Source organism: Streptomyces sp. NPDC059861, from assembly GCF_042731435.1.
In the GTDB taxonomy this organism is placed as follows: domain Bacteria; phylum Actinomycetota; class Actinomycetes; order Streptomycetales; family Streptomycetaceae; genus Streptomyces.
The window spans coordinates 25,670-51,997 of record NZ_JBHWJQ010000049.1; the positions used below are offsets into that span (position 1 = coordinate 25,670).

General features: G+C 69.1%; 19 protein-coding genes and 2 pseudogenes. 9 read left to right on the top strand and 12 right to left on the bottom strand.

The window, feature by feature from the left end; all coding sequences use genetic code 11:
- The first annotated feature begins 285 nt into the window (after positions 1–285).
- The 3 genes from ACFV6X_RS31660 to ACFV6X_RS31670 all read left to right on the top strand — a co-directional run bounded on the left by ACFV6X_RS31660 (position 286) and on the right by ACFV6X_RS31670 (position 2,838).
- Entirely contained in the window at positions 286–603 is a 318-nt protein-coding gene (locus ACFV6X_RS31660; RefSeq protein WP_385389477.1) for a hypothetical protein, read from the top strand.
- 406 nt (positions 604–1,009) lie between these two features.
- Positions 1,010–1,498 (top strand): hypothetical protein, encoded by a 489-nt coding sequence (locus tag ACFV6X_RS31665; protein ID WP_385389479.1) that lies wholly within the window; start codon positions 1,010–1,012, stop codon positions 1,496–1,498.
- Positions 1,499–2,094: 596 nt separating this feature from the next.
- Entirely contained in the window at positions 2,095–2,838 is a 744-nt protein-coding gene (locus ACFV6X_RS31670; protein WP_385389481.1) for a 3-oxoacyl-ACP reductase family protein, read from the top strand.
- A gap of 408 nt (positions 2,839–3,246) precedes the next feature.
- On the opposite strand, the gene ACFV6X_RS31675 is transcribed toward ACFV6X_RS31670, so the two are convergent.
- The gene (locus ACFV6X_RS31675; protein ID WP_385389484.1) at positions 3,247–3,831 is read right to left on the bottom strand and encodes a hypothetical protein; all 585 of its coding nucleotides are present in this window, start codon (positions 3,829–3,831) and stop codon (positions 3,247–3,249) included.
- 34 nt (positions 3,832–3,865) lie between these two features.
- Positions 3,866–4,318, bottom strand: coding sequence for a hypothetical protein (locus ACFV6X_RS31680; RefSeq protein WP_385389486.1), 453 nt, complete (start codon positions 4,316–4,318; stop codon positions 3,866–3,868).
- 368 nt (positions 4,319–4,686) lie between these two features.
- Between ACFV6X_RS31680 and ACFV6X_RS31685 the strand changes: the two genes are divergently transcribed.
- Positions 4,687–5,670 carry a BtrH N-terminal domain-containing protein gene (locus tag ACFV6X_RS31685; protein WP_385389489.1) on the top strand — a complete coding sequence of 328 codons (984 nt, stop codon included), beginning with the start codon at positions 4,687–4,689 and terminating at the stop codon, positions 5,668–5,670.
- A gap of 17 nt (positions 5,671–5,687) precedes the next feature.
- On the opposite strand, the pseudogene ACFV6X_RS31690 reads toward ACFV6X_RS31685, so the two are convergent.
- Together ACFV6X_RS31690 and ACFV6X_RS31695 are read right to left on the bottom strand one after the other, a co-directional pair.
- Positions 5,688–5,821, bottom strand: a pseudogene (locus ACFV6X_RS31690) (IS5/IS1182 family transposase); the annotation flags it as partial.
- Positions 5,822–6,151: 330 nt separating this feature from the next.
- Positions 6,152–7,288 carry a PQQ-dependent sugar dehydrogenase gene (locus ACFV6X_RS31695; protein ID WP_385389492.1) on the bottom strand — a complete coding sequence of 379 codons (1,137 nt, stop codon included), beginning with the start codon at positions 7,286–7,288 and terminating at the stop codon, positions 6,152–6,154.
- Positions 7,289–8,135: 847 nt separating this feature from the next.
- Here ACFV6X_RS31695 and ACFV6X_RS31700 point away from each other — a divergent pair.
- Both ACFV6X_RS31700 and ACFV6X_RS31705 read left to right on the top strand, forming a co-directional pair.
- Positions 8,136–10,976 (top strand): carbohydrate-binding protein, encoded by a 2,841-nt coding sequence (locus tag ACFV6X_RS31700; protein ID WP_385389494.1) that lies wholly within the window; start codon positions 8,136–8,138, stop codon positions 10,974–10,976.
- A 4-nt stretch (positions 10,977–10,980) separates the two neighbouring features.
- Positions 10,981–13,125, top strand: a complete 2,145-nt coding sequence (locus tag ACFV6X_RS31705; protein WP_385389497.1) for a ThuA domain-containing protein — start codon at positions 10,981–10,983, stop codon at positions 13,123–13,125.
- Between the two features lie 572 nt (positions 13,126–13,697).
- Here ACFV6X_RS31705 and ACFV6X_RS31710 read toward each other — a convergent pair.
- Both ACFV6X_RS31710 and ACFV6X_RS31715 read right to left on the bottom strand, forming a co-directional pair.
- Positions 13,698–14,417, bottom strand: a complete 720-nt coding sequence (locus ACFV6X_RS31710; RefSeq protein ID WP_385389499.1) for a beta-glucanase — start codon at positions 14,415–14,417, stop codon at positions 13,698–13,700.
- A 189-nt stretch (positions 14,418–14,606) separates the two neighbouring features.
- Positions 14,607–15,299, bottom strand: a complete 693-nt coding sequence (locus ACFV6X_RS31715; RefSeq protein ID WP_385389500.1) for an NAD(P)-dependent oxidoreductase — start codon at positions 15,297–15,299, stop codon at positions 14,607–14,609.
- A 77-nt stretch (positions 15,300–15,376) separates the two neighbouring features.
- Between ACFV6X_RS31715 and ACFV6X_RS31720 the strand changes: the two genes are divergently transcribed.
- Both ACFV6X_RS31720 and ACFV6X_RS31725 read left to right on the top strand, forming a co-directional pair.
- Positions 15,377–16,033: a TetR/AcrR family transcriptional regulator gene (locus tag ACFV6X_RS31720; protein WP_385389503.1), complete on the top strand. Its 657-nt coding sequence runs from the start codon at positions 15,377–15,379 to the stop codon at positions 16,031–16,033.
- An 883-nt stretch (positions 16,034–16,916) separates the two neighbouring features.
- A complete protein-coding gene (locus ACFV6X_RS31725) occupies positions 16,917–17,363 on the top strand; it encodes a cupin domain-containing protein (RefSeq protein WP_385389505.1) in 447 nt (148 codons plus the stop codon).
- An 11-nt stretch (positions 17,364–17,374) separates the two neighbouring features.
- On the opposite strand, the pseudogene ACFV6X_RS31730 reads toward ACFV6X_RS31725, so the two are convergent.
- Positions 17,375–17,632: pseudogene (locus tag ACFV6X_RS31730) on the bottom strand ((2Fe-2S) ferredoxin domain-containing protein); the annotation flags it as partial.
- Positions 17,619–19,595, bottom strand: coding sequence for a heavy metal translocating P-type ATPase (locus tag ACFV6X_RS31735; RefSeq protein WP_385389508.1), 1,977 nt, complete (start codon positions 19,593–19,595; stop codon positions 17,619–17,621). The pseudogene ACFV6X_RS31730 and the gene ACFV6X_RS31735, both read right to left, overlap by 14 nt.
- 94 nt (positions 19,596–19,689) lie before the next feature.
- Here ACFV6X_RS31735 and ACFV6X_RS31740 point away from each other — a divergent pair, with 94 nt between their 5' ends.
- On the top strand, positions 19,690–20,076 hold the full coding sequence (locus tag ACFV6X_RS31740) for a metalloregulator ArsR/SmtB family transcription factor (RefSeq protein ID WP_365451461.1): 387 nt from the start codon (positions 19,690–19,692) through the stop codon (positions 20,074–20,076).
- A 237-nt stretch (positions 20,077–20,313) separates the two neighbouring features.
- Here the strand turns inward: ACFV6X_RS31740 and ACFV6X_RS31745 are convergent, their stop codons facing one another.
- From ACFV6X_RS31745 to ACFV6X_RS31760, 4 genes are all read right to left on the bottom strand, one after another.
- A complete protein-coding gene (locus ACFV6X_RS31745) occupies positions 20,314–21,099 on the bottom strand; it encodes a DUF4253 domain-containing protein (RefSeq protein ID WP_385389511.1) in 786 nt (261 codons plus the stop codon).
- Between the two features lie 211 nt (positions 21,100–21,310).
- The gene (locus ACFV6X_RS31750; protein WP_385389514.1) at positions 21,311–21,958 is read right to left on the bottom strand and encodes a hypothetical protein; all 648 of its coding nucleotides are present in this window, start codon (positions 21,956–21,958) and stop codon (positions 21,311–21,313) included.
- A gap of 572 nt (positions 21,959–22,530) precedes the next feature.
- Positions 22,531–23,001, bottom strand: coding sequence for a DIP1984 family protein (locus ACFV6X_RS31755; RefSeq protein WP_385389517.1), 471 nt, complete (start codon positions 22,999–23,001; stop codon positions 22,531–22,533).
- Between the two features lie 219 nt (positions 23,002–23,220).
- On the bottom strand, positions 23,221–25,602 hold the full coding sequence (locus ACFV6X_RS31760) for a SpoIIE family protein phosphatase (RefSeq protein WP_385389519.1): 2,382 nt from the start codon (positions 25,600–25,602) through the stop codon (positions 23,221–23,223).
- Positions 25,603–26,328: the final 726 nt, after the last annotated feature.

Here is a 26,328-nt window from a genome sequence, read left to right on the forward strand (position 1 = left end):
GGAAGGTCGAAGTACGCCATCACGCCAGGCCCAAGGCAGCAACCTAGGAGCGAGGCCGACGCGTTGAGCCGCCTCGGGACAGGTTCTCGAGCAGTACCGCGGAGTCCGCCCGAAGTCCTTCAGTTGCCGTCAGCCGTGGTGAGCTGAAGGGCGGAACATGCCGCCGACCGGTCCAGTATGTGCACCGAATCCGCATCGTGATCAGGGCGATATCTCGTCGGGCTGGCACTACGGGCCCACTGGTGTGACGGTAACTGGCACGCTCTACCGATATCGAGGTCCATCATGCACGGCCTGGCCTTTGCCGCCCCCTGGCTGGTTCTTGCCTCCACGCTCTGGGCGTTGCTGCCGCTCGTCTTTCCCGTGCGGCGGCGGGCAGGCGTCATCATCGCCCTCTCGCATCTCATCGTGACAGCGGCGATCACGCGGCCTTGGACGGAGGACTGGTACGGGCGCGACGGAGCATGGCTGCTGCTCGTCTTCGGGCAGGGCACCCTCGTTGCGCTGGGACGGCTGACCTTCGAACTGAGCCCGCTCGCCGCCCGTCGCCGCCGCGCGACGCCCCGCAGCTCCTCGGCCGCCCGACTCCAGTCACCCATGTGAGCATCACGGAACCGGTCTTCGGTTCGGCGGGGGCCTCGCCGCCTCGCGCGGCACCCGCCTCAACACAGCCAGGGCGGCGGCCCGACAGCTACCCCACGCCCACTCGGCGCCCCCCCGGGTCACTGACCTCCAGGCAGCCATACACGACGAATCTGATCCCAGCAGCCTCCATGACGAGCAGCGTTCATGTGCGCGGTGGCTGCTGGGGCGACGCGGTTGCGCCTGCGGTAAGCAGCTGTCCGGGATACCGGGAAGGCCCGCCGCTCGGCCGAGGAGAAGGCCGCGCGGGAGCACCGCTTCCCGCCGCCGCGCGAGACTGGTACCCCTGGGGGGTGCGGACGAGGCGTGGGCCGGATCGGCGCCGCCCTGTGGCGGATGGACGACGGTGATGACGGGGGGCGGAGTGATGGAAGAGGTCCAGGACGGCCTCCGTAATGGGCTGTACTGGTGTGTGGCGTTCTCGGTGATCCTGGTGCCGGTCGGGTTTGCGAGCGGATTGTGGGTCTGGGTCACCGTGGCCTACGCGCTGATCATCGTCGTGAGTGTGGTCGTGGGTGTGGTGCTGGCCGTCGGCGGCCCGGTCCTGGCGGGGGCGGCCTTCCTGCTGTGGCTCCTCGTCCTCGGCGTCGGAGCCGGGCTCGTCGTCTTCGGGTTCCATGCCATCGTGACGTTCGAGCCGTACTGCACTCCGTCCGAGACGATCGACTGCCGTCTGCTGCTCAACGGCCAGGACGTGGGCGAGGCGAGCGTGGACGACCAGCGCAGAAGCATGATCGTCGACTCGCTGCTGCCCATCGGGGGCGGCGTGCTCATCGCCGGCGGTGCGCTGGTCGTGGGGGTTGCGCGTGTGCGTGATCATTTTCGGCACGTGAAGTACCTGTTCGGGCGGCGGTGAGCGGTGTCGGGGACCGGGCCGAGCCCGGAACGGGCCACCCCGCCGACTGCCGGAGTACCAGATCAACCAGACCATCTGGCCCTCGGTGGCAGCGGTACATCCCTCCAAGGGCACGTCGGGAAGGCGACCAAGGTGGTCGGCCGCTGGCTCGCGGGGGTCGGCCGTGGGGGTACGACAGGAGACGTGACGCCGGAGGGGTGTGTGCGCCCGCCTCAAAGCCGCCCAGGTCATGCCCACCGAGCGATTTCGCACACGCTCAGAAGGGCGCGGGCCTTTGGTCGGAGGTCAAGCTCGTGCTGCCGCCCGGTCTGTGCCGCACCCGCAGACGGCATCGCCGTAGAGGCCGCATCGGGAGTGAGCCGCGAGACTTTGCTCATGTCGTTGAACTGGTGACTGAGAGTACCGGGCTTCGCTCGGCCGTTCCCCGCCTCTGGGTGGCCCTGTCGCCGACCTGCGCGTGACCACCTCCAGCTGACCGTTCAGGCGACGGGGCGTCGTGGCGTGTCTTATTTGCCCTGCAGAGTCGCTGATGGATGGTTGACGCATCCTGTCGCGAGCGTAATATTGAGTGGTCGCTCAAAAAATAGGAGTTCCCAATGAGTCACCCCCTGCAGGGCAAAAACGCGCTTGTCACGGGCGGATCACGCGGCATCGGCGCTGCCATCGCCCGCCACCTCGCGCAGGCAGGCGCTGCCGTCGCCGTCACCTACCACTCCTCCCCAGACCGGGCCGAAGCCCTCGTAAGGCAGATCGCAGGCGACGGTGGAACCGCTGTCGCGATCCAGGCGGACGCCTCAGACCGCGTTGCCGCGCGAAGTGCGGTCACCGAGACCGTCAAACAGCTCGGTGGCCTGGACATCGTCGTGAACAATGCAGGCGCCAGTGGGGTAGGGCCCATCGAAGAGGTCACGGACGAGACCTACGACCACGCCGTGGCTGTCAACGTAGGCAGCGTCTTCCACACCACCCGGGAAGCACTGCGGCACATGACGTCCGGCAGCCGCGTCATCACCGTAGGCAGCATCAACGCCGACCGGATCCACTTCGCCGGAGGCACCGTCTATGCACTCACCAAGGCCGCCGTCGCCGGTTTCAGCCGCGCCCTGGCCCGCGAGGTCAGCAGCCGCGCCATCACGGTCAACACCGTTCAGCCCGGTCCGGTGGACACCGAGATGAACCCCGCCGACAGCGACTTCGCGAAGATCACTCGACCGCTCATCGCAACGGGCCGCTACGGCACCGCTGACGAAATCGCGAGTGTGGTCACCTTTCTCGCCGGACCTGACGCCTCATTCATCACCGGCGCCACCATCAACGTTGACGGCGGCTTCGCCGCCTGATCCCTTAGCTGGATGACCAGTTGGTCGGGACACTGGTCAGCGCAGCACGATGTGCCCGGCCTCCCCCGACGCCCCGGCCCGCCACGCGGCGCACTTCACCTTGCCCGCCCACCCCGCCGGCAGAGGCTGGTCGGCGGGGAGGTGGCGAGCATCGGTTCCGGCGCGTCCACGCCACAGCCCTCACGCCTTCCCCCGGTGAGCAGGCGGGGTACGAGGATCTCGCCGAGGACGCCGTGTGCTCGGCGGCGATGTCGGCGACCCTGCCGACGTCCTCGGCGTCCAGACCAGAGGCGCTCGGATCGTCCGCGATGGCCTGCCGGTGACGGCCTGCAACTACGGACGCGCGACGACCCCCGCCACGCCTGTGGGAAAGTCGCCCGCGTCGTCGTCCTCGTTTGCGGACCAGCTCTATCGACCGGCCCCCGATCGCTCAGGTTGCTTCTCGAGGTCGTTCACCGAGGTCGGTCCCAGCTGCTTGGCGGTGGCGTACTCGGGCATCGTCATGGGTTTGTCGAACAGGAAGAACGACTGGTTGGTGCCGACCGTGAACTCCATGTACGCGCCCGTTGTGGCGTCGAAGCCGTAGTAGGCGTTACAGGTGGAACCCGAGGTGTAGGTGCCGTCCATGCCGGGCTGTGCGAGGACAGCGACGCCGTTGGACGTGGACTCCACCCTCTCCGTCGGAGTCAGCATCTTGCAGCGCGGCACCGGCAGGCCCTTCATGATGAAGTACCCGTACTCGCCGTCGGCGTTCTGGATGTAGACGTAGGATAGTTTGCCCCGCTTCCCCCACGTCTTGACCCACTGGTTGATCGCTTCGCGGGTCGGGGAGTACTCCATGCGGCCCGCCGGCTGCTGGGCCACGAGGTGGTCGTAGTTGTCCTGCTTGGCCTTGTTCTCCTTGTCCTGGCTGGAGTCGGTGCAGGACGTCAGGGCAAGGCCCACAACGATGGCGACGACGGTGGCCAGGAGCATGCGTGCGTACTTCTTCATGCGGTGCTGCCCTCTTCCCTGGATGAGATGGGGATCAGTTGGTGCACGTCGTGCGCTCGGCGGTGGCATCCAGCCGGTAGGGCAGATCCTTGTCACGCAAGGGCGCGCGGTGCTCCTGGGCGGCCTTGGAGTTGTAGGCGTTGACCGACTCGATCCGCGTGGCCTTCAGCGCGGTGATCGACTGGTCGATCTGCGTCGCGCGAGTCCGCGAAGCGGTTTTCCGCTCCTCCTCAAGCGCCTGGATCGTCCCTTCGGCGTTCTGCACGGCCTCGCACAGATCGAAGAACTCCTCGTACGTGGTCTGGCGGAACTCGCCCGAGCCGACGGTGTTCTCGCGCTTGTCCGCCTCACCGCGGAACGGGGCGGTGATCCACCCCGCGCCGCCGAAGGCGAGCACCCCGACCAAGTACAGCACCGCGAGGCCGATGACCCCGACGACGGCCCAAGCCCCTAACCGTGCCCCCTCGCGTACCTGCCCCATGGCCATCTCCCTTCACCGGTGGTTCCGCGGCGTGGAATCACCTTCCGCGATGAAGGACACGACGCCCGGTGAAACGGTTCCGACGGCACGAGCGCCAGGAAGGGGTTACCGGCGCGGTCGAGCCACTGCCGGCACACAGTCCAGTGGATATGCGCGCTGCCGGGGGTTGCCCCACAGCCGAGGAGGTCGAGGGTGTGGATGACCGCGTTGAAGTCGGGCGCCTCGCCTGCCTTGAGCGGGGTGGGGTGGGGCAGGGGGTAGGCGAGCGTGCCGAGGAACAGGCGGGTCTTGTCCGGCGGATCATGCCTGGGACGTGCTGGCCTGGCGCGCCCATCTGCCGCGTTGTTGTCCGGTGAGGGAGGAGAATCAGCGGCATGACCATGGTGAAGGACATCGAAGTCCGCGGTACGCAGCACTGCGAGACGACGGCGTTGGGCGTGCTGCTGCGCCATGAGGGACTCGACTTGTCCGAGCCCATGCTCTTCGGGCTTGGCTCCGGGCTGTCCTTCATCTACTGGGACAGCAAAGGCATGGGCTTTCCCTTCCTGGGAGGCCGGGTCAAGCCGTTCGATCTCACCAGGAACCTGGCCGCCGTCCTCGGGCTTCAGTTGCTGGTAGGGGAGACCACCTCCCCGCGCAAGGCATGGCAGAACGTGGCGGCATCCATCGACGCCGGTCGGCCGGTCGGCCTTCAGCTCGACAGCTACCACCTGGACTACTTCAGCACCAAGGTGCACTTCGGCGGGCACGTCGTGGCCATGTACGGCTACGACGAACAGGACGCCTACCTGGTGGACACCGACCCGCAGGGCGGAGCCGTCTCGACCAGCCTCGCCGGTCTGGCCAGGGCCAGAGCCGAGCGCGGCCCCATGACCGCCAAGCACCGCTCCTTCACCATCACAGCGCCCAGCAACCTGACGTCACCGCTGGACCGGATCATCCCCGCGATCAAGACCTGCGCCGACGCCTTCCTGAACCCGCCCATCGCGAACCTGGGCCACCGGGGCATCGAGAAGACCGCGAAGCAAGTTCCGAAGTGGCTGCAGCGCAGCGACAATCCGCGGGAGGACCTGTCACGGGCCGCCGTCCTCATGGAGAGGGCGGGCACCGGCGGCGCCCTGTTCCGCAACCTCTACCGGGACTTCCTCGCCGAGTCTGCCACGTTGATCGACAGCAGGCACCTGCGCACTGGTCACAGCCTGTATGCCGAGGCCGCCACCCTCTGGACACAGGTGGCAGCACTCATCGGGACAGCAGGCGAATCCGGCGACACGAAGAACCTCATGCAGGCCGGCTCCGTCCTCCACGAGCTCTCGCGCATCGAACGTGATGCGATGCAGGCACTCAGCATGCTCTAGGAGGCCTGCCCGGGGGGTCATGTGCGAAACCAGAGTCGGAACGAGGCAACGGTGACGGTGCCATGGCAGACGTAGGCGCGCTTGTCGAACCTCGTGGCGACCGCCCGGAAGGTCGTGAGGGCGTTGATCGCCGCTCAACTTCGTTCCTACGCGGACACTTCCATGACCGGGATGAGTTGCGGGGCGTCGCCCCACTGGCCCGGCCGACGGCTCCCCCTTCGTCCGTGGCTCGTTCTCCCGACACCATTACCGCTCGTCACCACACACGCGCTTACGAACGTTTGCCCCAGTACTCCGAAGCCCACCTGAACTGGGCGCTCATCACCATGATGACCCGGCGCCTGCCCCGCAAGACCCCCGCACCGACAGCTGTCCACACCACGCGACGTGCAGGTGTTGACGTTGACGAACACCGGTGGGCATCCGCGCCGACGTTTTGCGGGGGTGATAGTCGCTGCCCGGCGACTCCTTCTGGTGGTCGTTACACCGGGTCGATACGGAAGACGCTGCCGCCAATGGCGAGCACGTACAGTTCGCCATTGCCGCCCTGCGCGAAGGAGATGACCTCGCCGCCGTTGGCTCCGAGGTCGTTCACGCCGGTCACCTTGCCGTTCTTCATCTGCAGGGAGCGGATGGTGCCGTCGCAGTAGTCGCTGTACACGTACTGACCCTTGAGGGACGGGATCGCCTTGCCCCGGTAGACGTAGCCGCCGGTCACCGAGCAGGCGAAGTTGGTGCGGTCGTACTCGAAGACCGGCGGTACGTGGTTCGCGGGTTCCGTGCCGCCGCGGAAGGGATGCGTGCCCTCCATCTGGCCCCAGCCGTAGTTCTGCCCGCCCGTGCTGCTCGCCGGGGCCCAGTCGATCTCCTCCCAGTCGTTCTGGCCGACGTCACCGAGGAACAGGTCGCCCGTGCCCGAGTCGAAGGAGAACCGCCACGGGTTGCGCAGCCCGTAGGCCCAGATCTCGTCCCGCGCGGCGGGGTCGTTCACGAAGGGGTTGTCTCGCGGGATCGCGTACGGCTTGGCGCCCCTCGGGTCGATGCGCAGGAGCTTGCCGAGCAGTGTGTCGAGGTTCTGTCCGTTGCCGTGCGGGTCGCCGCCCGAGCCCCCGTCGCCAAGCGCGATGTACAGGTAGCCATCGGGGCCGATCTTGATGTCGCCGCCGTTGTGGTTCGGATAGGGCTGCGTCTGGGTGAGGACCGTACGCCGGGTGCGCGGCTGGATCTTGCCGTGCAGTACGGCGAACTCGTCCACGGTGCTGGTGCCTTCGAGGTTCGTGAACGAGATGTAGAAGTGCGCGAACCTCTTGTCGAACGCGATGCCCAGCAGCCCGCGTTCGCCGTCGGTGGTGGTCTCGGCGGATATGTCGAGGACGGGCTTGCCGAGCCCTTTGGCGTCCAGGATCCTTACAGTGCCCGCGCGTTCGGCGATCCAGAGCCTCCCTCCAGGACCGGTGGTGCCGGCCGTCGGATTCTGGGCCGTGGCCACGTTCTTGAGGGTGACCTTCGCCGCCTGCCGTGGGGCGGCGGGCTCGTCGGCCGACGCCGCGGTCAGAGCGAGGGAAGCGACGAGACAGATGGTGCCGATGATCGCCGAGCTTCTGGTGCGAACTCTCACCGTGTTCCTCCTGGAGGCGGTGAATCGGCAGGTCGCGCGGCTGCCGGGGCGTCTCGTGGGGTGACGCTGGCGCCAGCACGCAACCTGGTGGGGGGGGTGGGGGAGAGAGAACGGTGTGCTATTGGCTGGCTACGGATGAGGATACTGGGACAGTGCGACTTGGTATAGACCAGCCACGCCAGAAACCGCGCATCACGAACTACGCGATCTCGCCGATGGGTTTGTTGCCCTGAGTCGCAACGGTCCCGCTCCCGCCCTCCAGCAAGCTGCCGCCAATGGCCGAACCGTGACGGCATACCGGGGCCGTTCCCTCGACCAGGCGCGCCGCAGACCTGACCCGCAGAGAAGCGGCGACACCGCGACGCCTCCCTCCCACCCCAGAGCGGCCGCTCCCAACTGCAGGAGAGCCTTTCGAACCGGCAGTCCCGGGCGCCGTGTTCTTCGCCGCACCCGCAGGGACGGACCCCCGGGCTTCAAGTGACCTTGCCCGCCCCTGCTCCTCGCACCCGCGGGAATGGTCCCCTCGGCGCGCTCCGACTGAGCCGGCGCACGGTCTGTTCCCTGCTCCCCGCGTGCGGTGAACGTCGTGGTCTCCTCCCGTGGCGGATACGACGTTGGCGTAGGAGGGGTCTTCGGTCGCCGCATGACGCTCTCGGCATCGCGAATTTTGACAGAGCCTTGACAAATTGGCCAGGCGCCGCCAGTGTGCAAATATCTCGCAGAGCCGCACAATCTTTCGTACGTACCGCGCAATATCTCTGCAGGAAAGCACCGCTGATCCATGCGGCAAGCGCGGCCGGCGCGCGCCTGCCTGACTTCCCCCACCGTCAGGAAGGAAAGCTCTGTCATGTCTCAGCGCCCTCGCGCAGGGCTACGATGGCTCACCGCACTGGCCCTGATCTTGGCCGGAGTCGCGGTCACCGCGCCCCAACAGGCGGCAGCCGCCCCCGCAGACCTCCCGACCGCCGACTACCAGCAGGTACAACTCGCCACGGGAGCTGCCGAGCTGGGTGAACCCATGTCTCTGGCCGTACTGCCCGACCGCTCTGTGCTGCACACGGCGCGCGACGGCACGATCCGCCTCACCGACGTCGCGGGCAACACCAAGCAGGCCGGGAAGCTGGACGTCTACACACACGACGAGGAAGGCCTCCAGGGCGTAGCCGTCGACCCCGCCTTCGCCACGAACCGCTATGTCTACCTCTACTACTCCCCGAAGCTGAACACTCCTGCGGGCGACGCCCCCACCACGGGCAGCGCCGCCGACTTCGAGGCCTGGAAGGGCCACCTCAACCTGTCGCGGTTCACGCTGCGCAGCGACGGCACCCTGGACATGGCCGGTGAGAAGGTCATCCTCGAAGTGCCCAACGACCGCGGCCAGTGCTGCCACGTCGGCGGCGACATCGACTTCGATGCGGCAGGGAACCTCTACCTGAGCACCGGCGACGACACCAACCCGTTCGACTCCTCCGGATACACGCCGATCGACGAACGCACCGGCCGCAACCCGCAGTTCGACGCCCAGCGCAGCTCCGGCAACACCAACGACCTGCGCGGCAAGGTGCTTCGGATCAAGCCGGCCGCCAACGGCGGCTACACCATCCCGTCGGGCAACCTCTTCGCCCCCGGTACCGCGAACACCCGGCCCGAGGTCTACGCGATGGGCTTCCGGAACCCCTTCCGCATGTCCGTCGACAGGGCCACGGGCACGGTCTACCTCGGCGACTACGGTCCCGACGCCGGCGCCACCGACCCCAACCGAGGACCAGGCGGCCAGGTCGAGTTCAACCGCATCACCTCGCCCGGCAACTACGGCTGGCCGTACTGCACCGGCACCAACACCTCGAGCGAGGTCTACAACGAGTACACGTTCCCGAGCGGTCCGTCCGGCGCGAAGTACAACTGCGCGGGCGGCCCCACGAACAACTCGTTCCGCAACACCGGTCAGGCCCAGCTGCCGGCCGTCAGGTCCAGCTGGATCAAGTACGGCCTGGACGGCTCACCGCCCGAGTTCGGGGGCGGTTCGGAGTCCCCGATGGGCGGCGAGGTCTACCGCTACGACCCCAACTCGACCTCCAGCGTGAAGTTCCCGCAGTCCCTCGACGGCCGCTTCTTCGCCGCCGAGTACGGCCGCCAGTGGATCAAGGCGATCGAGGTCGAAAGCGACGGCACGTACGGCACCATCGAGGACGTTCCCTGGAACGGCACGCAGGTGATGGACACCGACTTCGGGCCCGACGGCGCGCTGTACGTCCTGGACTACGGCACCGGCAGCAACAACGCGGGCCTGTACCGCATCGAGTACATCGGGGGCAGCAACCGCAACCCGATCGCCCAGGCCTCCGCGGACCGCACCTCCGGTGCCCTGCCGCTGACCGTGCGGTTCTCCTCGCAGGGCAGCTCCGACCCCGAGGGCGGGGCGCTGAGCTACTCCTGGAACTTCGGTGACGGCACGACGTCCACACAGGCCAACCCCAGCCACACGTACACCACCGCGGGCACCTACCGCCCTACCCTCACGGTCCGTGACCCACAGGGCCTGACCGGCACCGCCAGCCTGGTGGTCACCGCGGGCAACACCGCGCCGACGGTGACCCTGCAACAGCCACCGGACGGGCAGTTGTTCTCCTTCGGGGACACCGTGCCCTTCAGGGTGCAGGTCAGCGACCCCGAGGACGTCACGATCGACTGCTCCAAGGTGAAGGTCACCTATCTCATCGGCCATGACAGCCACACCCACGCCATCACCTCCACCACCGGCTGCCAGGGCAACCTCACCGTCCCCGCTGACGGCGAACATGACAGCGCCGCCAACCTCTACGGCGTCTTCGACGCCGAATACACCGACAAGGGCGGCCTGACCACGCACTCGGTGCGCACCCTGCAACCCCGCCATCGCCAGGGCGAGCACTTCGGCGCCCAGTCCGGCATCCAGACCGCCGACCACGCCAACGCCGAGGGCGGCAAAACGGTCGGCTTCACCGACGACGGCGACTGGATCTCCTTCAAGCCTTATGTCCTCGCGGGCGCCACGAACTTCACCGCCCGAGTGGCCTCCGGCGGAGCGGGCGGCAGGATCGAGGTGCGCGCGGGGTCCGCCACCGGGAGCCTGCTCGGCACCGCGACCGTGCCGGTGACCGGCGGCTGGGAAACCTTCACCGACGTCTCCGCCAACCTCTCCGGCGCGCCCTCCGGCACCACCGAACTGTTCCTGGTGTTCCGCGGCCCGACCGGCCAGGGCAATCTGTTCGACGTCGACGCCTTCACCCTCGGCACCGGCTCCACCACGACCACGCCGTGGGAGGCGGAGTCGTACAGCTCCGCCTCGGGCGTCCAGTCCGCCGCGCACGGCGCGGCCAGCGGAGGGCTGACCCTGGGCTACATCGACAACGGCGACTGGGCCGGCTACGCCTCCGTCTCCACCGCGGGAGCCACCTCCGCCTCCGCGCGGGTCTCCTCCGCGGGCGCCGGCGGCACCCTCCAGTTCCGTTCCGGCTCACCGACCGGGCCGCTGCTCGGCTCGGTGACGGTGCCGGTGACCGGCAGCTGGGACACGTTCACCACCGTCAACGCCACACTCAACGGCACCGGAACGGGACCGCTGTTCCTCACCTTCACCGGAGGTTCCGGCAGCCTCTTCGACGTCGACACCTTCACGCTTGCCTCCTCGACGAAACGGAAGGGTTGATGACATGACCACCCTCCTACGGCGCCTGCGCCGTGGCGGCGCGGCCCTGATCCTGGCCCTGCTGGGCAGCCTGGTCGTCCCTGCGGGCACGGCGCACGCGGCCTCGTTCGAGATCCTGGTGTTCGCCAAGACCGCGGGATTCCGCCACGACGCGATTCCGGCCGGCATCGACGCCCTGCGCACCCTCGGCCAGCAGAACGACTTCACGGTCACGGCCACCGAGGACGCCGGAGCCTTCACAGCCGGCAATCTCGCGAACTACGAGGCGGTGGTGTTCCTCAACACCACCGGTGACGTCCTCAACTCCACCCAGCAGACGGCTCTGCAGTCCTACGTCGACTCCGGCGGTGGCTACCTCGGCGTGCACGCGGCGGCCGACACCGAGTACGACTGGCCGTACTACGGGCAGCTCGTCGGCGCCTGGTTCCAGAGCCACCCCGCCATCCAGCGGGCCACGATCAGGAACGAGGACCGAACCCACCCCGCCACCTCGCACCTGGGTGCGACCTGGACCCGTACCGACGAGTGGTACAACTACCGCGCCAACCCGCGTCCCGACGTGCACGTCCTGCAGACCCTGGACGAAAGCAGCTACAGCGGCGGCTCGATGGGCGCCGACCACCCCATCACCTGGTGCCACAGGCAGGGCCAGGGCCGTTCCTTCTACACCGGGCTCGGCCACACCATCGAGTCCTACGCCGACCCGGCCTTCCGTTCCCTCCTGCTGGGCGCGGTGCGGTACGCGGCCGGGCAACTCGCGGCAAACTGCTCGGTTCCGGCCGGCACCGTACAGGTCGAGGCCGAGTCGTACACGGCCGGCTCCGGCGTCCAGACGGCCGCGCACGCCCCCGCCAGCGGCGGCCAGACCCTCGGCTACATCGACAACGGAGACTGGGCGGGCTACTCCTCCGTCTCCACGGCCGGGGCGAAGACCTTCACGGCGAAGGTGTCGTCCGCGGGCGCGGGCGGCACCATCGAGATCCGCTCCGGATCGGCCACCGGAACCCTGCTCGGCTCGGTGGCCGTGCCGGTGACCGGCGGCTGGGAGACCTTCACCACCGTCACGACGACCCTGACGGGATCCGCCACCGGACCGCTCTTCCTGAGATTCACCGGTGGTGGCGGTGCCCTGTTCGACATCGACACCTTCAGCCTCGGCGCCGAGCCCGTCTCCGCCCCTCTGGCCGACGACGTACACCTCTTCTACTACCCTTGGTACGGCAGCCCGGCGGTCAACGGCGGCTGGCGGCATTGGCAACAGGGCGGCCGCACCCCGCCCGACGACGTCGGCGCCGACTTCTACCCGGCGCTCGGCCCGTACGACTCGGGTGACTACGAAGGCACCGTCGCCCAGCACATGGAATGGGTCGCCCGCTCGGGCGCCGGCGTGATCGTCTACAGCTGGTGGGGCCGGGCCGGCTATGAGGACCGGCTCGTGCAGGGCGTGCTCGACGCCGCGCAGGAGCAGGGCATCCAGGTGGCCTGGCACCTGGAGCCGTACGCGGGCCGCACCGCGGCCTCGACGGTCGCCGACATCGAGTACATCAACCGCACCTATGGCAGCCACCCGGCCTTCCACCGTTCGTCGGAGCATGGCGGCAAGAGCGCCTTCTACGTGTTCCAGAGCCTGGACATCACCGACTGGACGGCGCTGGACCAGGTCACGGACACCAGCATCGTCCTCGCCCAGACCACCGACACCAGCAAGATCGCGCACTTCTCCGGCATGTACACCTACGACGGCATCGCGGGGGCGACCGCGCCCGGCTGGAAGCACGCGGGCGACTACGCCCGCGCGAACGGCCTGATCTGGGCCCCGTCCGTCGCGCCCGGCTACATCGACGACCGGGCGGTGCCCGGCAACTCCACGCCCACCGTGGAGCGGGCGAACGGCGCGGCCTACGACCGGCAGTGGACCAACGCCCTCGACCCGGCGATCGGCGGTTCACCGTCGTGGGTGTCGGTGACCTCTTTCAACGAATGGCATGAGGGGAGTTCCATCGAGCCCGCCGACTCGACACCGCCGGGCGGTCATGGCTACCTGACGTACGACGGGGCCTACGGACTGAACGGCCAGGCAGCGGAGACGGCCTACCTGGACCGAACCGCGTACTGGGCGAGCCGCTTCCGGGCGGCAGCCCCGCGTTGATGCGGCCCGGGCCGGTGCACCCATGAGAGCGTCCGGCCGGCGTAGCCCGGCCGGACGCCCTTGACACGGAATGGAAGAGGCGCACCGCCATCGGGCCGTCGTCCAGGCCTGGTACGAGTGTGGGCCATAGCCGAGGTGGTCAGGCAGATGATCACGTCCTGAAGGTGGCTGCCTGCGCGGCCCGAGCTTCATGGTGGGGTGTTCTGAAGGAGTTCCCGGCTCGTCGTTGGCCGAGGGGAGCGTTCGGGCACGCTGCTGCCTGGTGGGGCCGCCGGAGGCGGCTCCACCGCGAGGTCTGAGGTCATCGTGCGGGCGGGGCAGATGCCCACGGGGCAGTGGCCTGGAGGGCGGTCAGGCGGGCCGTCCGGGGCCAGTCGGCCGCCTCGAAAACCCTCACCGAGCAGCCCGAGCCATTGATCGCCGTCGGCGGCCTGCGGACCCTCGTCGAGCCCCAGGCCCTGGCCGCCGGCGAGGCACACCGCGCTCGCCTTCGTGTCGGACCGGATCCGGGCCCCACGCGGCCGGTATCACGGTGAAGAATTCCTCCGTGTGCCTGGGAGAGCGATCGCAGCTCAACGCTCGGCGTGACCCCGTGGACGCCGCACCACCAGACTCGCGACCTCGAACGCCATCTCCTCGATGCCGTCCTGCGGCGGCGGGTGGTAACGTCCCGCACACACTGAGAGGTTGACGATGAGACAGGCGCGCCACTGGCTGCCCACCCCTCGCCCGTCGGCGAACGCCCGGGTCCCGTCGACCCACCAGACCACGGAGCGGGCGCCGAAGTCGACACGCAGATCGAGCCACGCCCCGGGCGAGATCGCTTCGCTCCTGTAGGAGTGCCCCGTGTCACGGACGTGGTTGCTGAGTTCCAGCAGATCGGGGTTGTCGGGGTGGTACTCGCAGATGTCGATCTCCTGGTCACCGTCCCGCCAGGTCCAGATGGCGGGCCAGGCCCCGATCTCCCGTGGAAGGCGTACGCGTGCCTCGAGCACGTCGCCCGCTTGGACGAGGAACCCCTCCTGACTTCCCTCGGTGGTGAGCAGTCCCGTGTTCCATCTGCCGTCTGACCGGCGTGTGGCCAGGAACCTTCCCTGCCGGCAGTACGAAGGATCGGGCACGAGGTAGTCCAGCTTGTCGTCGGCGGGGTTGATGGGGCCGCCGCCTGGATAGGCCCACGAACGGCCGGCCACCCACTGCCGGGTTGATGCGAAGTCTGCCGTGAAGACCACGTCCGTCCTGTACAGGTTGTCGGGCGGGCGTGATGTGTTGTCCTGCGAGGGCTCACGCATGACGAGGACTTCTCCACGAGAGCTTGCCGCCATGCCCGATTCCACATGTCTGGCGGCTCAAACACCACGTCCGGGTGTCTTGCGGAGCGACGGGCATCATGTGGCGAGCAGCTGGTCGGCGTGCGCGGGGCTCACCGCCAGCGGGGCGGCTTCGGCGCGCGGCGAGGGACGGTTCGACGGTTGCCCGGCTCACTTCTTCTTCACGCCCTCGTTCCAGATCAGTTTGGCGATGTTCGGCTTCACGGCCGTGGTGATGACGCCCATGGCCGTTCGGACGTACCGCCGCTCCTCCAGCTCGCGCAGCATGCTCGCCGCGAGGTCGGCGCGGGCGGTGAAGACGCCGTCGGCGCTGGTCTCGGCGGTGTGGAAGTCCGTGACGACCGGGTGCTCGAAGAGGCCCGAGGGCCGGACGAGGGTCCAGTCGAGGCCCGTTTGCCGGATGACGGCCTCCATGCGGCGCATGTCCTCGTGGAGGGTGCGGCCGAGGCGTCGGTTCACCAGAGGATCGAGCACATGGTTGAAGAAGTGCGCGCCGGTGGGACGCCAGTTCGGGTCGGCGACGCTGGAACTGACGGCGAGCAGCCGCTTGATGCCGTGGCGTGCCATGGCCCCGGTGATGACGGTGGCGCTCGCCGAGTACGTGGTGATGGTCTCCCTGCTGAAGCGCGCGCCCAGCGCCGACAGGACGGCCTGCGTCCCGCCGATCGCGGCGTCGACGGCCGCCGGGTCGGTGGCGTCGGCGACGGCCACGGCGAGGCCGGGCCGCTGGGGGAGGGAGCCGGGCCGACGGGTCACCGCGACGACCTCGTGGCCGGCGGCGAGGGCCTGGTCGGTGAGGTGGCGGCCGGTCGGTCCGTTGGCGCCGAATACTGCGATACGCATGGTGTCGGGCAATCCCTTCGTATGGTTCCCGGAAACGCCCTTGACGGTGCCGGTCACGAAACGCAGGCTCAACGCTGATGAATAACGCCGCCCCTGCCCCTGTCCGCACACGTGGCCGCCCCCGGGGCAACCCGCCGACCCGGGAGTCGATCGTCCTGGCGGCCCGTGCGCTGTTCTTGGAACGCGGCTACCGGCGCACCACCGTGCGCGCGGTGGCCGGGGCCGCCGGGGTCGACCCGGCGTTGATCGCGTACCACTTCGGCTCGAAGAAGGGCCTGTTCGCGGACGTGATGCAGTTCCACTGCGCCAATGCGCTGGCGGTGGACGACGTCCTGGGCGGCGACCCGGCCACCCTCCCCGGCCGCCTGATCGACGCGGTGACGGGCCTGTGGGAGGACGCCGACTTCCTCCAGCTGACCGCTCAGAGCGACGAGGCCGCCAAGGTGATACGCGAATACCTTGAGCGTGAGCTGCTGGTCCGGCTTGGTGAATTTCTCGGCGGCCGGGACGCGACTGCCCGCGCCACGGCCGTGGTGACCATCCTCGGCGGCCTCATCTACACCCGCTACCTCAATCCCCTCCCCACCCCCGCGGCACTCACCCCGTCCGAGACTCGCCACATCCTCACCCCGGCGCTGCGCGCGGCACTGACCCCGCGTTCGCGCACCGCCGCGACCACCCAGGCAGACCGTCGGGGCTCGCCGACGTCCGGTGTCGGGGCCGTCCGGTCGTGACCACCTCGACACCGCTGGTGCGGCAAGCGCCGTAGGCAGCGGTGCACGCAGGTTCTCGTGAGGCAGCGGTCTTTGCGCTGAACTCCTCATCGCGGGTGCCTGGTACGCCGACGGATCGGTGCGCTACTACGCCGTTCCGGTAGCCGCCGACAAGGCGCGAGCCTCGTTCACAGTGACCGGGGTGCCGGGCGTGGCGGCCGGCCCGTGTCGGGGCGCGGTGCCATCGGCGGTTGGTTGCGCGGGCAGAGTGCGCAGCACCCGGCGGGGCTGCGCGATCGCGGTTGCGCACCGCCTGCGCAGGCGTGGCCGGCCCGACCACGAGGAGGCGCTGGTGGCCGAACGCAGGCCCGTCCGGCCGGTACCGCCCAAGACCGGTACCACCGCGATCGGGGCGGGTTGTGCAGCGTGTCGGGCCGTGCCACCAGTCGGCGGAGCTTGTGCAAGCCGCCGTTGTGGCCGATCTGGATCAGCGGTGCGGTGCGGATCCTCCCTCGACGCCGGAGGCGGACGCGCTGTCCCCAGCCGGGCACCATGGCCGTCCCCCGGGCATCCAGTCCGTCGGTTTCGGCCTCCGTCGCGGCAGCCGTCCAGCCTCGCCTCAAGTCGCTCGAAGATGAGCCGTGGTCATGGTGAATGGGCTGACGGTTCGGCGCAGTGGACGAGGCCCTCGACCTTCACGTCCTCCGGCCTGGCGCCCAGCCGTCACTCACAAGGCCGCCGGATGAAGGCTGAGCCGGAGCCTGAGTTCCGACTGCACTCGATCCTGCTGCTCCCGGATTGTGGCGGCCGCCCACGTGAGGCAGGGTGGTTTTGAGACCGGCGTGTCACGGACAGGGGCTGTGGCTGATCGTCCACTCCAGGCAGGCTTGCGGAGGTGTGGTCCATGTCGGACAAGAACGCGGCGGACGTCCCCCCTGCCGAGGGGCACGAGGTCTCGCTGCCGCCAGAGGTCCAGTTGCTGCAGGAAGTCACTCCGCCCTTCCTCCCTGAAGGTGGATCGGCGATGACGATACTTGTCGACTGGCCTCCTGGTCATCCCGGACTCCCTCCGCATCGCCACTCGGGGCCGTCGTTCGGCTACGTGATGGAAGGCGCGCTCCGCTTCGAGCTCGAGGGCGAGCCGGAGCGCGTGATCGAGGCCGGTGAGACGTTCTGGGAGCCGGGCGGTGACGTGATCCACTACCAGGACGGCAACGCTCAGTCGGACGCACCGACCAGGTTCATCGTGACCATGGTGTGCGCGCCGGGTCAGCCCATGCTCACGTTGGTCGACGAGGAAGAGCTGAAGGAACGGGCGCACCTGCGCGCCCCTCGTCCCACCGAAGGCTGAGGATGCCGGGCGGGTCGTCCGCCCCTCTCGCGGCCGGCGGCGGAAGGCTTGGACCACGACGACGTTGACGTGCTCGCAGCCGTCGAGCCAACCGGCGATCCGCACGGTCGGGGTGCCGTCGAGTGCTTGACGCATATCGCGGAGCTGGCGGCGTGGTCGGGGCCGGGGGTCTTCGGCTTGCCGCAGCAGCAACCGCGACAGACCGTGACAGTGGGCCGTGCCGCCCAGAGGCGGCGGCATGGGGAACGCGTCTGCTCACGCGGAGTCACCCGCGAGGCGTGGCCAGGCAGCCTCGCGCAGCAGACGCAGCCCGTTGAGGCCGACGATGACGGTGGAGCCTTCGTGTCCGGCGACCCCGAGAGGTAGCGGGAGCGTGCCGATCAGGTCCCAGGCGACGAGGACGGTGATGAAGGTCCCGGCGATGGCGAGGTTCTGGACCACGAGGCGACGGGCGGTACGGGAGAGGGCGACGACGGCAGGGATCGTGGCGAGTTCGTCGCGGACGACGACAGCGTCCGCGGTTTCCAGGGCGAGGTCGGAGCCGGCCTTGCCCATCGCGATCCCGGAGTGAGCGGCGGCCAACGCGGGAGCGTCGTTGACGCCGTCACCGACGACCAGCACCCGGCGTCCCTGCGCCTCCCACTCCTTGACGGCGTTCACCTTCTCCTGGGGCAGCAATCCGGCACGGACCTCGGTGATGCCCACCTCATCCGCCAGACGCCGGGCGGCGCGTGCGTTGTCGCCCGTCAGCAGCACCGGAGCTCGGCCGGTCAGGGCGGTAAGGGCGGCGACGGTAGCGGCCGCGTCCGGACGGAGCCGGTCCGCGATGCCCAGCACGCCCACGGGTACCCCGTCGCGGAAAACGGCGACAGCGGTGCGTCCGGTCTCCTCCAACTCGGCCACCAGCTGACGGTACGGCTGGTCGGCAGTTGCGGGCAGGAGGCGGGAGGGAGATCCGACCTGGATGTTGTGGCCGTCGATGGTGGCGGTGACGCCCTGGCCGGGGACGGCGGCGAAGTCGACGGCGGCGGCGAGGGGCAGCTCCCGTTCGCGGGCGGCGTCGACGACGGCGCGGGCCAGGGGGTGCTCGCTTTGGTGCTCGGCGGAGGCGGCCAGGACCAGGAGGGCGGTCTCGTCCAGCCCACTGCCGGGCAGGGGGCGGATGTCGGTGACGCGGGGGGTGCCTTCGGTCAGGGTGCCGGTCTTGTCGAGGGCGACGGCGTCGATCTGGCCGAGGCGTTCCATGACGACGGCGGACTTGGCCAGCACGCCATGGCGGCCCGCGTTGGCGATCGCGGACAGCAGCGGCGGCATCGTGGACAGGACCACGGCGCATGGGGACGCGACGATCATGAAGGTCATCGCCCGCAGCAGGGCTGACTGGAGCTCGCCGCCGAAGGCGAGCGGGACGGCGAAGACGGCAAGTGTCGCCATCACCATGCCGAGCGAATACCGCTGCTCGATCTTCTCGATGAAGAGCTGAGTAGGGGCCTTGGTCTCGGATGCTTCCTCGACCATCTTCACGATCCGCGCGATCACCGAATCCGCCGGGTCACGCTCGACGCGCACCCGCAGGGCGCCGGTGCCGTTGACGGTGCCGGCGAACACCTCGTCCCCGGCCTGCTTGGCCAACGGCAGCGGCTCGCCGGTGATGGTCGCCTGATCGACGTCACTGGCCCCGTCGACGACCTGCCCGTCGGCGCCGACTCTCTCGCCGGGCCGGACCAGGATGGTGTCTCCGACGGCGAGCGTCTCCGCGTCGACGGTTTCCTCGGTGCCGTCGGGCAGCAGCCGGGTCGCGGTGGTGGGGGCAAGGTCGAGCAGGCCGCGCACCGAGTCGGCGGTCCGTGCGGTGGCGACGGCCTCCAGGGCACCCGAGGTGGCGAAGATGACGATCAGCAGGGCGCCGTCGAGGACCTGCCCGATCGCGGCGGCGCCGAGCGCCGCGACGACCATCAGCAGATCCACGTCCAAGGTCTTGTCCTTGAGTGCCTTCAGCCCTTCCCATCCCGGCTCCCACCCGCCCGTGACGTAGGTGGCGGCGAACAGGGTCCCCCACAGCCACGCCGGGGTGCCCAGCAGGTGGAGGGGCAGGGCGAGCAGGAACAGCAGCAGGGCAGCGAGCGCCCACCGGGCTTCCGGCAGCGCCAGAACGCGCGTCCGGCGCCGTGACGCGGATGGCCGCTCGCCGACAGCAGGCGGCGCAGACCGCTGATCCAGGACAGAAGGCATGACAAATCAACCCTTCACGGGTGGACGGGGCGTACGCACGCACCATACATGAATAGCTGAATAGGTCTTCATGTGTGGTCGTTATGATGGAGGCATGGGCCACAGCAGCGACGCCACCAGCAGAGCCACCACCCGCGAGCGCCTGGACGCCGTGGGCACCGCGGATGTCGCCGCCACCCTCCAGGCGCTGGCCACACCCTCGCGGCTGCACATCCTCGCCCGGCTCCAGGAGGGGCCCTGTTCAGTCAGCGACCTCGCGGAGGCCGTCGGCATGGAGGCGTCCGCCTGCTCCCACCAACTGCGCCTGCTGCGCAACCTCGGCCTGGTCGCCGGTGAGCGCCACGGCCGGTCGATCATCTACGCCCTCTACGACAACCATGTCGCCGAACTCCTGGAGCAGGCCCTGTACCACGTCGAACACCTGCGGCTGGGCGTCCGCGATGTCCCGACCGAACACGCTGAGCCGGTCGCTGCGGACTGAGGCGAGATTGCGGCTCCAGGGGTCGTTCCGATAACGACACGCCCGCTCCCGCGTGGCGGTGCAGCCACTGCGAGCCCTTTTGGAACTTACAGGCGATCGCGTCGATCACTTCCCGTTGGCCCCACCATCAGCCCTCACCCGTCGGCGTCCGATCCGGGACATCGGCGCAGCCCGCGCCCACTGCATGGCGTTCGACGGCCTCCCGCGCCACGGAAGGAGGCAGCCTGACCGGCATGCCTAATCCCACCAGAACGACCAGGACGTCCGCCCCACGAGGTCCGTCGCGTACTGGGGGAATGGTGTGGGCGGGTCGTCGACGATGTTGTTCGCGGTCGACAGTAGGTGTTCCAACGCGAGCAGGTTCGCGTGCTCGGCTGCGACGGGAGGTCTCGCCACCGAGACGTGCAGCTCGCTGCCGAACACCGCCACGACCTGGGCGCCGAATCGGTCCTCCCAGCTCCGCAGGAGCGCACACAGCAGGGGGAGTGGTGCCTCCGCCGACCAACCGATCAACGCAAGAGCATCGCTGCTGCGACGGGAAGGGACGAGAACGAGGTGACACTCGGCCAGCCCCAACGGGTCCGTGTCGATGAGCTCGGGCAGCAGTCTGCACGCAGCCTCCTCAGACGTCGGTCCTGCGGACGTAACCGGCATCCGCGATGTCAGGCCCGGCCACTGCTCGAAGGGCGGTCCGGGGTTCTGCGGCCACGGCTCGACTCCGTCAGGTGCCGGTGACGACGTCGGGTCCTGCCAGAGAGGCAGCCTCCTGCGGCGGTACTCGACGAAGTCTGTGGCCAGCACCTCCTCCAAGCGGACGGCATCGACCTGGTCCAAAGTGAGCGCTCTGCCCATGGCGCCGGGCCAGCACAGCAGTGGAACCAGACCGTGGGCTCTTTGTTCGCGCAGCAGATCAGGCCACGACCGTTCCACGTCTTCAGGCAATTCGTCAGAGACCCATACCTGTACGGAGCCACAAGACAGAAACCGGCCGGGAGGCAGACCATCGGGCAAGGCGAACGACATGGTCGAACCGTAGACCCAGGTACCGACAGCGCCGCCACCCGCAGGGACAAAGGGCGCCCCACGTTCCAATGATCCGGCTGCGTAGTTGACCCGGCCTCGCGGTGCGCAGCCCCCTGTCAGGCTGCGCACTGCCGTGACCTGCCTTGGTCGGGCCTATGGTCGGGAGGAGCGAGTGCACGCACTGGTCCTCGTCCGTCGGTGTGGACATCGACTAGGCCGGTTCGAGTAGGACGGCTGGGAGGGTGCCGGTCACGATCTGCTCCTTGGGTAGTGAGAGCCCGAAGAACTCCTCTACAACGCCCAGCGCGATGCGGTGCACCTCTCTTCGGGTCCGTTCCGGGTCCGGCAGGCCGGCGGCGGTCAGCGATTCCTCCAAGCGGGCGGCTGTGCCGGGGTCGCCGTCGACTCCCTGGTAGCCCCAGGAGGCGTCCAGGTGCAGGTTGCAGCCACTCAGAAGCCGGCCTTCGCGGAAGTACGCAAACTGTGGCGGCACCGGTTTGCCGTTCTCCTCCTCGTACTCCAGGAGGCAGACGTGCGCTCCGCCGCGCGATACCGGTGCCAGCGGGCCGAACTCGCCGGGCCAGCCGCCGTACGCGACGGCGTAGGACCAGTTGCTCGTGCGGCCGAGGCGCAGTCCGATGCCGTCGAAGGAATCGCCGTACGTGTCGTCCATGAGTTCCAGAAGGGACTCTCCGGTGTGCTCTCCGACCGGCACGGCGATGTGCTTCGTGTCGTACAGCAGGGCCGCGGCGAGGCGGTCGGCGAGTTCTTCCGGGGACAGGCCGCGGGCGAGCACCACGTGGTAGCCCCCGAAGCTGATACATCGTGGGGTGGCAAGCCAGGTCGTTTGGTTCGTCATGGCAGCGATTCTGGCCGCTCCCTCTGACAACGCGGTGTCGGGGTCGAGCGCTTGACGTGCACGAAGCATCCCGGCTCGCGACGGGCAGAGGGGCGCAGGTCGACGCCCTCGCGCTTCGGCAGCTGAGCCACCCTCTTGTGCACAGCCCGACCTGATCCCCGGAACGGGCATCCGGCGTACTCGGAACTCGGCGACGCCGCTCTCCGGCCCGCCCAGCGCCGGTGGTCGGCATTCTCGACAAGCGACGTGGCTTTCGCGGAAGTCCCGTTCGCGGTAGTTGCAGAAGCGTCGCCAAAGGCGCCAACAGGATCGCCGGAGAGCGCCGTTTTCCATGGTGCTGCGATGTGGAAAGCCCCGAACCCGCCCTCGCCGCTTCGGATCTGCACGTGGTGATGTGCTGTGCGATGTGCACCGTCACCTGTACGCGGTGCTGAGCTGCGCTGTTGATGGGGAGTCGAACCCCCGCGTTGCTCTTCACGCGCCAGGAGTGGGCTGGAAAACCGCCGGCCCTCGGTGTGTGCACGCCTCCGAAGCTGCTACCTGCTCCACATCGTCCCAGCCTGCTGGACTCCTCAGTCCAGCAGATCGACCTCCCAGTTCGTACGCTGGATCCGCACGTCGACTTCGCGGATCTCCCGGGCGAGTGCATCCGCCTGACCGCGCAGTTCCGCGACCGGAAGCGCGGAAAGCATCATCAGCTCGGACCGAAGCTGCCGGCCGTATCCGCGCTCGCCCTTGCCCGCCGCCGCATCCGCCGCCGCGGTGACCACGGAGTGACGCAGCCGCAGAACGTCCCGGCGGGCGAGGGCATCGGTGAGCGTGCCGTCCGGACCCATCTCCACCGTGGCATTGGTCCGGTTGATCCGCCGGATCAACGCCTCCAGGGCCTCCAGCACCTCACCGGCCTCAGCCAAAAGCTGCGCTGCGTCTTCGGCGGGGGTCTCCCCTTCCTGGTACCGCGCACTGCTGACGACGCGCGCTCGCAGTTGTTCTACCCGGCGCGTCGCCTCCGCACGTTCTGCCAGTGCCTCAGCAAGCTTCACTGTCTCCACCTCCCCCTGTATGAGCTCGCACGAGTATACGAGCGCGGACCAGCTGACACGCACCTGGATTTTGATCAGCCGGGGCCTTGACCAGCCACTGCGGTGAGAGCGTGCATCCGCTCAGAGCGCTACGAAAGGGAATCCGACAGGACGCCGATGGTGGCCGGCACGTCGGTTCCTGCCCGCGACCACATGCCGGCCGTGCCTGCGCCGTTACTCCTACGCGGGCGAACTGGATGAGGGAGATCCCACCGACGCTCCCGTCGGCTGTTCTGCCCAGACGGTTTTTCGTTGGGGCTGGTAGCGGGTGCCCCATTGGTCGGCGAGGGTGGCGACGATGTGCAGGCCTCGGCCTGTCTCGTCGATGGTGCGGGCGTGTTTGACCTGCGGGGCGCTGGCTGCGGTGTCGGTGACTTCGCAGGTCAGCTTCTGGTGGTGGAGCAGGCGGAGTCGTAGGGGAGGGGTGCCGTAGCGGACCGCGTTGCTGACGAGCTCGCTGACGATGAGTTCGGTGATGAACGCGGTTTCTTCGTCCACCTTCCAGGCGTCCAGTTGGCGGCGGGTGGCAGCGCGGGCGATCGGTGCGGCCTCGGGGTCTGCGGGGAGGTCGCAGGTCAGTACCTGGTCGGCGGGCAGTGCTTTGGTGCGGGCGAGAAGGAGGAGTGTCTCGCCGGTGGGGTGGTGGTGGTGGGTGAGTGCGTCGGCGAGGGTGTCGCGTATGTGCGGCAGGGGCGTTGCGCAGGTGCGGTGCAGGAGTGGCCGCAGGGAGCCGCTGGGTGCCAGAAGCTGGTCGGTGAGTGTGGCTGTGCCCATGGCCAGCGTGGTTCCTTCGGGGATGCTGACGGTGGTGGCGGGGAAGGGGGCGTTGTCCGCTTCGGCGAGCGGGGGGCCCGGGGGGACGGACAGGTCGGCGGGGGTGCCGTCGGGGAAGATCACGACCGGTTCGGGGAGACCGGAGCGGGCGATGGTGCAGGTGAGGTCGACCGGGTCGTGGAGGGCGATGATGCAGCCGGCGGCCAGCGGTTCGCCGTGGAGGGGGTCGGTAGCGGGCAGTGAGGCGCGTGCGGCGACGAGACGGGCTGTGGTGTCGCTGAGGCGGGCCAGCAGTTCGTCGGGTTCCAGGTCCAGGGCGGCGAGTGTATGGAGCGCTGTGCGCAGCAGTCCCATGGTGACGGCGGCGGCGATGCCCTGCCCTGCCACGTTTCCGACGATCAGGGCGGTCCGCGCGCTCGGCAGGGCGATCGTGTCGAACCATGTGCTGCCGCCCTGCGGGTCGGCGTGGTGCACTGAGGCGATCTCCACCGTGGCCTGCGCGGAGGGGTGCTGGGGGAGAAGCCTGCGCTGGACGGTCGACGCGATCATCCATTCGCGCATGAAAAGGCGGGCGTTGTTGATGCAGAGCGCCGCGTGCGCGCACACCGCGTAGGCCACCGTGATGTCGTCCTGTTCGAAGGGGTCCTGCCGGCGGCCACGGTAGAGGCTGACGACGCCCAGAGTCTGCCCGTGCATCGCCAGTGGCGCGACGATCAGGGAGTGGGCGCCGGATCGCTCGATGACGTCGGCTCGTTCGGGGTCGGCGGCCTGCCACGAGCTGTTCTTTTCGAGGGGGACGAGGCGGGGCCGGAGGTCGGACAGGACGTACGAGAAGGGGGTGCCGGCCGGCAGGGGGCGCACGACTGCGGTCGGGTGACTCCCGATGTCGCCGCGGAAGGCGGCTCGGCGCAGCGGGAGGTCCGGCTGGACGGGGGTGGGGGGAGGGTCTTCCCCGCGGATGACGTCTTCGATCACCTCGACATCGGCGACGTCGGCGAAGGCGGGCACCACGGCCTCCACCAGTTCCTGGCAGACGTGCATCACGTTCAGCCGGTGCCCCACGCGTGTGCGGACCGCTTCCACCAGGGCGAGGCGGTGCTGTGCGTTTACCCGTTCGGTGATGTCGACCGTGTACGCCACCACTCCGATGGCATCGCCGTGGGAGTCCGCCAGGCGGAAGTAGGAGACGGATGCGGTGCGGCTTCGGGGACCGCCCGGTGCTCTCAGGACCCGGACGGTCCGGTTCACTTCCGGCTTGCCGCTCTTCAGGACCCGTCGAGCCACGACGGCTTCTTGCTCGGCGTCCTCGAATGCGCACGCCTCGGTGAAGTGCCTGCCCGGCAGGTGCCCCGCCTGCCCCGCAGAGGTGTCGCGCAGCCAGCCGACGGCGCTGCTGGTGCGGACCACGCGCAGTCGGTCGTCGAGGACGAGCAGTCCCACCGGGGAATGGGCGAACACAGCTTCCAGGATCGCAAGGTCATGCCCCGGAGCCTCCCCTCCTGACGCTTCGTGCTCGGGTGTGTTCTGTCCCGGTGCGGTGTCCTGCGCCACGCGCACCTGCCAGAGCACAGAGGTGCCGTGCAGCACCGGCTTGACCTGGATCGCCTTGGTGTCCGGGAGTCTTTCCCGTCGTTGTTCGCCGTCGGTGGTGGGCTCACGCAGGAGCGCGGTCACGGACCGGCCGACGGCCTGGTCGACGGACCACCCGAACAGCTCCTCGGCGGGGCGTCTCCACTCGACCACCCGGCCGCCTTCGTCGACGAGCGCGAGCACGTCGTCGTTGGGCATTTCGAAAGCACCTCCGCTTCCACCCTGCCCGCCCCGCGCCGGCGACGGGACCGCTCGTCCGGCAGCCGAACCGACCGGTTCAGCCCGCCTCCCGCCAGGTCGTCGCCTACTTCAACTGTAGGTCCTGATCTCGAAGGTGCCTGGTGTGGCGCGTCGGCCGCCCCGGGCGCCGGGGAGGAGGTCGCCGGTGCTGACGGGCTCCGCCCTGAGGGCCGGGCTGTGGCCTCCCGCACGGCGAGCGGGCACGATCGGGCCCGGTGCCAGACGGGGTCGACGGTGTCGGCGCGGCTGGCGGAGGCGTCGGTGATGACCGGCTGAACCCGCTCAGTCCGCGGGCGGTGAGCGAGGGCAGGGAGACGAGTCGGCCGACCCGACGACGGAGGCGACCGAGACGAGACCGCCGTCGGAGACGGCGGCCGGACGCAGCCCGCGCCGATGACGGGGAGGGCAGGCGGCAGCCGTACGGGCAGCAGCTGCCGGCGCGCGGTGTGCCCGAGGGCGGCGGCCGTGGCGAGAAAGACCGCCGGCACCGTGTCCAGGCCGTCGACCAAGCTCCGCGAGCAGTGCGAAGGTGTACTCGCTCGACGCGATCGCGACGTGGAGCGGGTCGAGGATCCGAGTGCCCAGCACTTCGGGGATCGTCAACGACATCACCAGGGCGGGCAAGGTGTACAGCACGCCGAGGTTGGAGACCAGGGGGGACGTGCGCCCACCGGTACCGGTGGG